Origin of the sequence: Halorubrum sp. ASP1, from assembly GCF_005435135.1 — an archaeon.
In the GTDB taxonomy this organism is placed as follows: domain Archaea; phylum Halobacteriota; class Halobacteria; order Halobacteriales; family Haloferacaceae; genus Halorubrum; species Halorubrum tropicale.
In genome coordinates, this window is the sequence record NZ_SGUA01000019.1 from 19,777 (window position 1) to 29,475 (window position 9,699).

Annotated in this window: 11 protein-coding genes; 7 read left to right on the plus strand and 4 right to left on the minus strand. The window is 73.0% G+C overall.

Going from position 1 to position 9,699, the window contains the following annotated elements; all coding sequences use genetic code 11:
• The first annotated feature begins 16 nt into the window (after positions 1-16).
• On the plus strand, positions 17-1,276 hold the full coding sequence (locus EXE48_RS17195) for a CobW family GTP-binding protein (RefSeq protein ID WP_053770285.1): 1,260 nt from the start codon (positions 17-19) through the stop codon (positions 1,274-1,276).
• 30 nt (positions 1,277-1,306) lie between these two features.
• On the opposite strand, the gene EXE48_RS17200 is transcribed toward EXE48_RS17195, so the two are convergent.
• Together EXE48_RS17200 and EXE48_RS17205 are read right to left on the minus strand one after the other, a co-directional pair.
• Positions 1,307-1,546 (minus strand): hypothetical protein, encoded by a 240-nt coding sequence (locus EXE48_RS17200; protein ID WP_053770286.1) that lies wholly within the window; start codon positions 1,544-1,546, stop codon positions 1,307-1,309.
• A 104-nt stretch (positions 1,547-1,650) separates the two neighbouring features.
• Complete coding sequence (locus EXE48_RS17205) at positions 1,651-1,977, minus strand: hypothetical protein (RefSeq protein WP_053770287.1); 327 nt, start codon at positions 1,975-1,977, stop codon at positions 1,651-1,653.
• A 58-nt stretch (positions 1,978-2,035) separates the two neighbouring features.
• Here EXE48_RS17205 and EXE48_RS17210 point away from each other — a divergent pair, with 58 nt between their 5' ends.
• The 4 genes from EXE48_RS17210 to thrC all read left to right on the plus strand — a co-directional run bounded on the left by EXE48_RS17210 (position 2,036) and on the right by thrC (position 4,747).
• Positions 2,036-2,281 (plus strand): DUF8107 family protein, encoded by a 246-nt coding sequence (locus EXE48_RS17210; protein WP_053770288.1) that lies wholly within the window; start codon positions 2,036-2,038, stop codon positions 2,279-2,281.
• A 99-nt stretch (positions 2,282-2,380) separates the two neighbouring features.
• Complete coding sequence (upp, locus tag EXE48_RS17215) at positions 2,381-3,058, plus strand: uracil phosphoribosyltransferase (protein ID WP_053770289.1); 678 nt, start codon at positions 2,381-2,383, stop codon at positions 3,056-3,058.
• 82 nt (positions 3,059-3,140) lie between these two features.
• Positions 3,141-3,356, plus strand: a complete 216-nt coding sequence (locus EXE48_RS17220) for a DUF7569 family protein (protein ID WP_137712099.1) — start codon at positions 3,141-3,143, stop codon at positions 3,354-3,356.
• A gap of 107 nt (positions 3,357-3,463) precedes the next feature.
• Entirely contained in the window at positions 3,464-4,747 is a 1,284-nt protein-coding gene (gene thrC / locus EXE48_RS17225) for a threonine synthase (protein ID WP_137712100.1), read from the plus strand.
• Between the two features lie 230 nt (positions 4,748-4,977).
• On the opposite strand, the gene serA is transcribed toward thrC, so the two are convergent.
• Complete coding sequence (serA, locus tag EXE48_RS17230; RefSeq protein WP_137712101.1) at positions 4,978-6,582, minus strand: phosphoglycerate dehydrogenase; 1,605 nt, start codon at positions 6,580-6,582, stop codon at positions 4,978-4,980.
• Between the two features lie 170 nt (positions 6,583-6,752).
• On the opposite strand from serA, the gene EXE48_RS17235 reads away from it, so the two are divergent.
• Positions 6,753-8,027 (plus strand): hemolysin family protein, encoded by a 1,275-nt coding sequence (locus EXE48_RS17235; RefSeq protein ID WP_137712102.1) that lies wholly within the window; start codon positions 6,753-6,755, stop codon positions 8,025-8,027.
• A 10-nt stretch (positions 8,028-8,037) separates the two neighbouring features.
• Here EXE48_RS17235 and thpR read toward each other — a convergent pair whose 3' ends face one another.
• Positions 8,038-8,613, minus strand: a complete 576-nt coding sequence (thpR, locus tag EXE48_RS17240; protein WP_053770294.1) for an RNA 2',3'-cyclic phosphodiesterase — start codon at positions 8,611-8,613, stop codon at positions 8,038-8,040.
• Positions 8,614-8,735: 122 nt separating this feature from the next.
• Here thpR and EXE48_RS17245 point away from each other — a divergent pair, with 122 nt between their 5' ends.
• Positions 8,736-9,632, plus strand: a complete 897-nt coding sequence (locus EXE48_RS17245; protein WP_137712103.1) for an alpha/beta fold hydrolase — start codon at positions 8,736-8,738, stop codon at positions 9,630-9,632.
• Positions 9,633-9,699 lie beyond the last annotated feature (67 nt).

Below are 9,699 nucleotides of genomic sequence, written 5' to 3' on the forward strand. Positions count from 1 at the left end.
TGGCCGATCCGGCCGTATGGACGACCGCATCCCGGTGACCGTGCTCTCGGGGGGGCTCGGCGCGGGCAAGACGACGCTGCTGAACCACCTGCTCCGGAACGTCGGCGAGCGCGACGTCGCGGTCCTCGTCAACGACATGGGCGACGTGAACGTCGACGCGGACCTGATCGCCGAGGAGTCCGAGGTCGGCGTCGAGGGCGTCACGGAGCTGTCGAACGGCTGTATCTGCTGCGAGCTCCAGGACGACCTCGAGAGCGCCGTGGTGCGGCTCGCCAACGAGCGCTCCTTCGACGCCCTCGTCGTCGAGTCGTCGGGCATCTCGGAACCCGCGCCCGTCGCGCGGCTGTTCACGACCGAGTCCCGCGCGGCGGCCCGGTACCGCGTCGACGCGCTCGTGACGGTGATCGACACCCGCCAGTTCCTCGACGCGTTCGCCGGCGACGAGGCGCCCGAGCGCCGCGTCGACCCGGACGCGGGCGGCGGGGACGCCGACCGGCCCCTCTCCGACCTCCTCGTCGAGCAGGTCGAGGTGTCGAACCTCGTGGTGTGTAACAAGGCGGACCTCTGTACCGGGGCGGAGATCGACGAGGCGGTTGACCTCGTCGGGGCGCTCCAGCCCGACGCGGAGACGGTCGTCACGGAGTTCTCCGCGGTCGACCCGGACCGGATCCTCGACGTCGGGCTGTTCGACGAGCGCGCGCTCGGCGACCTCCCCGGCTGGAAGCGCGCGCTGGCCGAAGCCGATTCGAACGGCGGCGAGCACGGTCACGGCGACGACGGCGGCCACGACCACCGCCACCCCGACGAGGTGTACGGCGTCACCTCCGTCACCTACCGCCGCCGGCGCCCGTTCCACCCCGACCGGATCGCCGCCGTCCTCCGCGACCTCCCGGCGGGCGTGGTCCGCTCGAAGGGGACGCTGTGGGTCGCAGGCACCGGCCAGCGCCAGCAGGTCGGGCAGGCGGGGCGCTCGGTCCGCGTCACCGCGCTCGGCCCCTGGATCGCGAGCGTCCCGGCGGTCGAGCGGGACATGCTCCGCGCGAACCGCCCCGACCTCGACTGGGACGACGAGCGCGGCGACCGCCGGACGGAGTACGTCGTCATCGGCACCGAGTTCGACGCGGACGGGCTCGTCTCGCGGTTCGACGACGCGCTGCTGACCGACGCCGAACTCGCGGAGCTCGGCGACCCGGGCGTCGGCGACGACCCGGCCGCGGTCGACCCCGCGCCCTTCCCCGCCGAGCAGGGTGACGAGGTCGCGCTCCGGGAGCCGTAGAACCGTTCGAAACCGTGGCCGTTCGGCCGCTCAGCAGGCGCAGCCGCTCCCGGTCGCGCGCTCGAAGCGCATCGCGTCGCCGCAGTCGGGACAGGTCGGCGTCCCCTCGGCGTCGCGGTCGAGCCCCTCGTCGTCCACGTCGACGTCGCGGACGCGGACGCCGCAGCCGTCGCACCAGTACGCCCCCTCGGAGCCGTCGTCGCCCGCGGTGCCGGGCGCCCGCTGCGTCGAGCCCGCGAGCGCGTCGGTCACCGTGTCGAAGATCCCCATGCCCTAACTGTCAGCATCGATCGTCTTAGTCTCCCGGTGTCGTGCGATCGAGTCGCACAGCCGACTCGCGGTCCCGAATCGCCCCGCTCGGCCCCGCCGCCCCGTCACAAAAGCGGCAGCGTGAGCGCGAGGAACGCGACGCCCAGCCCGACCCCGGCGTACAGCAGCCGCTCGAACCGCTGTCCGGAGGGGAGCGGGCCGGCGTCGACCGGCGGCGCCGACCGGACCAGCCGCCGGTGCGCGACCAGCGCGACCGCGGCGAACCCGACCGCCGAGGCGGCGAGCGCGAGGGGGAGCGACAGCCCGTAGGCGAGCCCGTACAGCGGCCCGAACGAGAAGACGAGCGTGAACGCGAGCCCGGTCGTCACGAGGAACGGGACCGGGTCTATCGGCTCGCCGCGGCGGTTGCGTGGGCGGGGCGCTGCGACCATGGCCGCCGTACGTCCCGGACGGACAAGAGCTAAGTGGCGCACACCCGCCAGTCGGCGTATGAGCGCCGAGGAGAGCGTCGACGGGGGAGACGACGAACGGGGCCCCGGGATCCGCGAGGGGGTCGAGCGCTCCTCGGGGGACCCGAAGGTGCTGCTCGCGATGAACGCCGTGCTCTCGACGTGGTTCGCGTGGATGGTCGTCTGGGGGCTCGACCTCCTCGGCGCGGCGACGCTGTCGGCGCGCAACGTCGCGACGCTGGCGCTGATCCTCTTCGCCGCGACGTACGTCGCCGTGCTCCGGTAGCGGTCGGCCGGTGCGGCCGGCGACTCTCGGCGTCGACCGCCGTCGGTCGAGCGGCCAACACGCCACGTTTTAAGACCGTTCCGGCCGCGGTTCCGACCAATGACGATCGAAGACCGCGACGACGCGTACCTCATCACGCACGCGCTGGCGACGGACACCCTCTCGCGGCTGCGCGACGCCGAGACGGAGCAGGTCGCGTTCCGGAAGGGCCTCGTGAAGCTCGGCCGCATCTGCGGCTACGAGATCATCGACGGCGCGATGGAGACCGAGTACGTCCCGGTCGAGACCCCGCTGGAGGAGACCACCGGCGAGCGCGTGAAGGGCCTCGACGACGTGGTGATCATCAACGTCCTCCGCGCCGCGACCCCGTTCGTCGAGGGGCTCCTGAAGGCGTTCCCCCGCGCGAAGCAGGGCGTCATCTCCGCCGGCCGCGACGAGGAGGCCGGGATGACCGAGGACGGCGAGTTCCCGATCACCGTCGACTACGTGAAGCTCCCCGAGATCCGACCGGACGACACCGTCATCGTCGCGGACCCGATGCTCGCGACGGGCTCGACGATGGTCGCCGTCCTCGACCACGTCCTCGACGAGGCCGAGGACTTCGAGGACCTGTTCGTGCTGTCGGCGGTCTCCGCGCCCGCCGGCCTCGTCCGCGTGAGCGAGGCCGTCCCCGAGGCGGACCTCCTGACGGTCGCCATCGACGATCACCTCGACGACGACGGGTTCATCGTTCCCGGCCTCGGCGACGCGGGCGACCGGGCGTTCCGTACGGTGTGAGGTTCGCGGCAGGCGCGTCGCCCCCGCGAGGCCCCGCTCCCGTCGACGTACTTTTAAGAGCCGCCGCCGCGACCGGTACGACATGAGCGACGCGCCGACGACCGAGCCCTGCGACGCCTGCGGCGACCCCACCACGGACGCGCTCGCGCGTACCGTCCGGCTGAGCGTCGACCGGGCGAACATCGACACCAAGCGGCTCTGCCCCGACTGCTTCGCCGACTGGATCCAGCGCTACCAGGACCGCCTCGGCTCCGGCGGCGACGAGAGCGACGACGCCTCCGAGATCATCGTCGACTGAGCCCCGCGGCGGTCGCTCCGAGCGGGACGGCCGAACACCTTCGCTCCGGCCGGCAACGTCCGTTCCGACCGGCCGGCTTAAGCGTCGGCGGGACGGACCCCGTGGTAATGGATCTCGCCATCGACGCCCCGGCCCCGGCGGCGCCCGACTGCGCCGCCGACGGGACGTGGCTCGCGTGTATCGACTGCGACGAGACGTTCGCCCCCTTCGAGGACGTCCGGTACACCTGCGACGAGTGCGACGGCCTGCTCGAAGTGCGGTACGACGACCCGCCGACGTTCGACGAGTTCGGGTCGGGCGCGCCGACCGACGGCCCCGAGCGCGGCGTCTGGCGCTACCGCGAGGCGCTCCCCTTCGACCTCGGCGTCACGCTCCCCGAGGGCGACACCCCCCTCCACCGCGTCCCGCGCATCGAGGAGGCCGTGGGCGTCGACGCGCTCCGGATCAAACACGAGGGGATGAACCCCACGGGCTCGTTCAAGGACCGCGGGATGACGGTCGGCGTCCGCGTCGCGAAGGAGCTGGGCGTCGGCGCGCTCGCGTGCGCGTCCACCGGCAACACCTCGGCCGCGCTCGCGGCCTACGGCGGCCGCGGCGACATGCAGACGCTCGTCCTCCTCCCCGCGGGGAAGGTCGCGGCCGGGAAGGTGGCGCAGGCGAGCCTCCACGGCGCGCGCATCCTGGAGGTGGACGGCAACTTCGACGCCTGCCTCGACATCGTCCAGGCGCTGGCCGCCCGCGGCGAGGCGTACCTGCTCAACTCGCTGAACCCGTTCCGTCTGGAGGGACAGAAGACGATCGGCTTCGAGATATTAGAGGAGTTCTACGCCGACTACGGTGCGTTCCCGGACCGGATCGTCCTCCCAGTCGGCAACGCGGGCAACACCTCGGCGCTGTACAAGGGGTTCCGCGAGCTCGTCCAGGCGGGCGCGCTCGACGTCGACGAGGTCCCCAAGCTCACCGGCGTCCAGGCAGAGGGGGCCGCCCCGATGGTCGAGGCGATCGAGGAGGGGAACGACGAGATCCGGCGCTGGGAGGAGGTCGAGACGCGCGCGACCGCGATCCGCATCGGCAACCCGGTCAACGCGCCGAAGGCGATCCCGGGGATCCGCAACACCGGCGGCACCGCGGTCGCCGTCAGCGACCCGGAGATCACCGCCGCCCAGCGTCACCTCGCCGCCGAGGGGGTCGGCGTCGAACCGGCCTCCGCGGCGAGCCTCGCGGGCCTGAAGAAGCTCCGTCGCTCGGGCGTCGTCGGCGACGACGAGCGGGTCGTCTGCCTCACCACCGGGCACCTCCTGAAGGACCCCGACGCCGCCTACGAGGCCGGCGGCGAGCCCGAACCGGTCCCGAACGACGTCGACGCCGTCGTCGAGCACCTGCGGGACTGAGTCCCCCGCGACGATCCTCGCGGTCGCCGACCTCTCGGTACCCCGCCGCTCGGACGCACGGGCGGCACGGCTCGTAGTAAATACCGGCCTACGGTACAACAGACGCGTCGGTAGACCGCTCGATGACGGCGCCGGACGACCTCGTCGCGCCGTCGGGAGCGCTCGCGGCGGAGGAGTGAGCGGCTCGGCCGCCCCGGTTTCCGCTCGCCGGCGCGTCGGTCAGTCCGGTTCTACTCGTCGGCGCGCCCGCTGGCGCCGTCCAGCGTGATCTCGGTGATCTCCACGACGCGGCCGTCCGCGAGCAGCTCCTCGATCGCGGCGTCGGGGACCGCCGAGTCGAGGTTGTAGACGGTGAGCGCCTGCCCGCCCTGGGTTTCCCGGCCGTTGAACATCCCGGCGATGTTCACGCCGTGGTCGCCGAGGACGGTGCCGATGAGCCCGATGACGCCGGGCTCGTCGGTGTTGCGCGCGACGAGCATGTGGCCGTACGGCACGGCGTCGACGCGGAACCCGTCGATCCGGACGATGCGGGCGTCCTCGCCCGCGAACAGCGTCCCCTCGACCGCGATCTCGTCGTCGCCGTTGCGCACGGTGACGCGGACGAGGCTCTGGAAGTCGTCGGTCTGTCGGGTCTTCGACTCCGTCACCTCGATACCGCGCTCCTCGGCGAGCCGCGGTGCGTTCACGGCGTTCACCTGCCACTCCAGCGGCTCGAAGACGCCCTTCAGCGCGCTCGCGGTGACGAGGTCCACGTCCTCCGCGGCGATGTCGCCCTCGTAGGTCGCCTCGACCTCGGTGATCCGGCCGTCGAGCAGCTGGGCGGCGACCTTCCCGGCGGTCTCGGCGACGTCGATGTACGGCTCGATCCGCGGGAAGGCGCTCTCGTCGACCGAGGGCGCGTTGAGCGCGGTCAGCACGGGCTCGTCGTCGAACGCCGCCAGCACCGCCTCCGCGGTGTCGACCGCGACGTTCTCCTGGGCGGCCTCCGTCGAGGCGCCGAGGTGGGGCGTCAAGACGATCTCCTCGACGTCGAGCAGCGGCGAGTCCTCGGGGAGCGGCTCCTCCGCGAAGGAGTCGAGCGCGGCGCCCGCGAGGACGCCGTCGTCGACCGCCGCGGCGAGCGCGCCCTCGTCGACGATGCCGCCGCGCGCGCAGTTGATCAGGTAGCCGCCCTCCAGCTGGGCCAGCTCGGCCTCCCCGATCATCCCCTCGGTCTCGGGGAGGAGCGGGGTGTGGATCGTCGCGAAGTCGCCCGCCGCGAGCGCGTCGTGGAGGTCCTCGACGAGTTCGGCGCCCATCCGGTCGGCGCGCTCCTCGGAGATGTACGGGTCGTAGACGACCAGGTCCATCCCGAGCGAGTCGAGGCGCTTGGCGACCTCCTGGCCGACGCGGCCGAGGCCGACGATGGTGAGCGTCTTGTTGTTCACCTCGGTGCCGAGGAACTCGCCTTTCGCCCACTCGCCGCCGACGAGGCGGCCGTGCGCCTGCGGGATCGAGCGCGCGACGGCGAACGTCATCGCGACGGTGTGCTCGGCGGCGGCGCGGACGTTCCCCTCGGGCGCGTTCGCGACGATGACGCCGTGGTCGGTGGCGGCCTCGATGTCGATGTTGTCGACGCCGATGCCGGCGCGGCCGACGATGACGAGGTCGCTCGCGGCCTCGAAGACGGCCTCGCTCACGTCGGTTCCGGACCGCACGATCAGCGCGTTGGCGTCGGCGACGGCGGTGAGCAGCGCCTCCCCCTCGGCCTCGTAGTCGGTGACGACCTCGTGGCCGGCGTCTCTGAGTCGGTCCAACCCCGCGTCCGCGATGGGGTCGGTCACGAGTACCTTCATGCCGAAACGCACCCGCGGCGCGGGGTTAACGCTTTCCTCATCGCGCCGTTTTGCCGCCCGATCGGATCCGCGCACGTGGGTATCGACCCCTGCGTTTCGGGTGGAGAATGCGCGTTCGTGGGTACCTCCCGCGTCGGTACTCCCTTTTATACCCGTCCGCATGGGACGGTATGGACCTCACGATCGCGTTCGTCGGCGTCGGCGCCATCCTCGTGTTGACCGCCGTGAGCGCCTTCTTCTCCAGTTCCGAGCTCGCGGTGTTCTCCGTGCCCACCCACCGGATCGACTCGCTCGTCGCGACGGACGCCCCGGGCGCCCGGGCGCTGTCGGCGCTGCGCGACGACTCGCACCGGTTCCTCGTCACGGCGCTGGTGAGCAACAACGTCGCCAACATCGCGGCCGCGTCGGTCGCGACCGCGGTGTTCGTCCGGTTCGGCTTCTCCGGCGGTGAGGCCGCCACGGGGTCGACGCTCGTCACCTCGGTGTTCGTCATCGTCTTCGGCGAGATCGCGCCGAAGTCGTACGCGGTCGCGAACGCCGAGAGGCACGCGCTCCGCGTCTCGCGGATCGTCGTCGCGATCCAGCGCGTGCTCCGCCCGGTGCTGTACGTGTTCGAGGCGCTGTCGGGCGTCGTCAACCGGGTCACGGGCGGCGAGTCGGACATCGAGTCGTACCTCACCCGCGAGGAGATCGCGACGCTGGTTCGCTCGGGCGAGGCCGCGGGCGCGCTCGACCCCGACGAGGGCGCGATGATCCGCGGCGTCCTCGATCTGGAGACCACGACCGTCGCCGCGGTGATGGTCCCCCGCACCGACGTGGTCTCGCTCCCGCGGACGGCGACCCCGTCGGACGCGCTCTCGACGGCCGCGAGCGAGGGCGTGACCCGGATGCCCGTCTACGGCGAGAACCGCGACGACGTGGTCGGCATCGTCGACGTGCGCGACGCGATCCGCGCCGAGGAGAGCGGCGCCGACCTCGCGAGCGCGCTCACCGAGCCGGCGTTCGTCCCCGAGACGAAGCCCCTCGACGAGCTGTTCGCGGAGATGCGTGCCAGCGAGGCGCGGATGGTGATCGTCGTCGACGAGCACGGCGCGGTCGTCGGGATCGCGACGCTGGAGGACCTCTTCGAGGAGGTCGTCGGCGAGCTGGTCGGGCGATGGGAGACCGACGCCGTCGCCGTCGTCGCCCCCGACGCCGCCGTCGTCCGCGGCTGGACGACCGTCTCGCACCTCAACGAGGCGCTCGGGCTCGCGCTCCCCGCGGACGCGGGCGCCGAGACCGTCGCGGGGCTCGTCACCCGACAGCTCGGGCGGCTGCCCCGGGAGGGCGACCGCGTCGCCGTCGGCGCCGTCACGCTCGCCGTCACCGGGGCGACCGCGACGCGCGTGACGCGCGTCCGGGTGGAGCACGCCGACGAGAACGGGTTCGCCGTCGACGCCGCGTGAGGGCGCGGCCTCAAGCGAGCGGGAACCGCTCGACGACCTCGTACTCGGGGCCGGACGGCGTAAGCGTCGATTCGACCAGCCGGACCTCGTCGACGGCGAAGGTCCCGACTTCCGGGGCCTCGGCGTCGAGCGCGTCCCGGACCGCGTCGGCGCCGGCCGCGTTCTCCACCCTCGCCAGCGTGACGTGCGGCGTGAAGTCGTGATCGGCCGGGTCGACCCCGAGCGCGGTCGCCTCCGCTTCGAGCGCCTCGTGGAGCGCGGCGAGGGCGTCGCCGCCGCGCTCGACCCCGGCCCAGGCGACGGAGACGTACTCGCGATTCGGAAAGACGCCGAGCCCCGCGACCTCGGCCTCGAACGGGGCGACGCCCGCGCGGTCGACGGCGCGCTCGCCGGCCGCGATCACGTCGTCGAGCGGGGGGTCCCCCCCGTCGCCGCGGCCGCCGATTTCGCCGAGGAACTTCAGCGTCACGTGCGCCTGTTCGGGGTCGACCGGGTTGACGCCGGGCGCGTCGGCGAACCGGGCCTGCGCGTCCGCGACGGCGGGCGCGAGAGGGTCCGGGAGGTCGACGGCGAAGAACGCGCGCATCTCGGTCGAGGGATCGGCCGAGGGACGGATACGGCTTGGGGCCGGGCCTCCGAGCGACACGTAAATACTCCCGTATCAGTCCGGCACCAGTCCCACCACTGGCGCGGTCGTAGTCGACATCGATGGCTACCACCGACTCCACGCGGCCGGAACCGACCCCGGAGCCTCGGGTCTCGGAGCGTCGAGCACCGAGCGTCGTCCGGACCGACGACGGCCGTCGGATCGCGTACGCGACGTACGGGCCTCCGACCGGCGACCCGCTCGTCTTCCTCCACGGGACGCCCGGGTCACGCCGACTGGGGGCGCTCCTCGAACCGTCCGCGCGGGCGAACGACGTCCGCGTCATCGCGCCCGACAGGCCCGGATACGGTCGGTCGTCGCCGAAGCCGGGCCGGACAATCGCCGACGCCGCGGCGTCCGTGCGGCCCGTCCTGGACGACGCGGGCGCCGAGCGCGCGCCCCTCGTCGCGTTCTCCGGCGGGGCTCCCTACGCCCTCTCGACGGCGGCGACGCTGGGTGACCGGGTCACCTGCGTCGACCTCGTCGCCGGGGCGACGCCGCCCTCCTTCACCGAGGACGCGCCGGCGGTACAGCGGTTGCTGACCGGTCTCGCGTCCGCGACGCCCTCGGTCCTCGGGGCGCTGTTCCGCGGACAGGCGTGGGTCGCGGGCCGGGCCGACCCGTCGTTCGTGGTCGGGCAGTACGCCGCGGACGCGGACGCCGTCCCCGCCGACGCCGCGGCGACGGTGAAAGCGGACTTCCTCGCGGCGTTCGAGCGCCACCGGAGCGGCGCGGTCACCGAGTTCCGGGTCGCTGGGGGCGACTGGGGGATCGACCTCGGCGCGGTCGACGTCCCGGTGCGCCTGTGGCACGGGACGGCCGACGCCAACGTCCCGATAGCCGGGGCCCGGCGACTGGTCGAGGCGCTCCCGACGGCCGACCTCCGCACCCTCGACGGCGCGGACCACCTCGGGACGCTCCTCCGGGCCGCCCCCGAGGCGCTGGCGCGTCCCCGTTGAGCGCTTCGATCCCTCCGAATTCCCGCTGACCGCTTCGGCCCTCCAGGTTCCCGCTGACCCCTCCCAC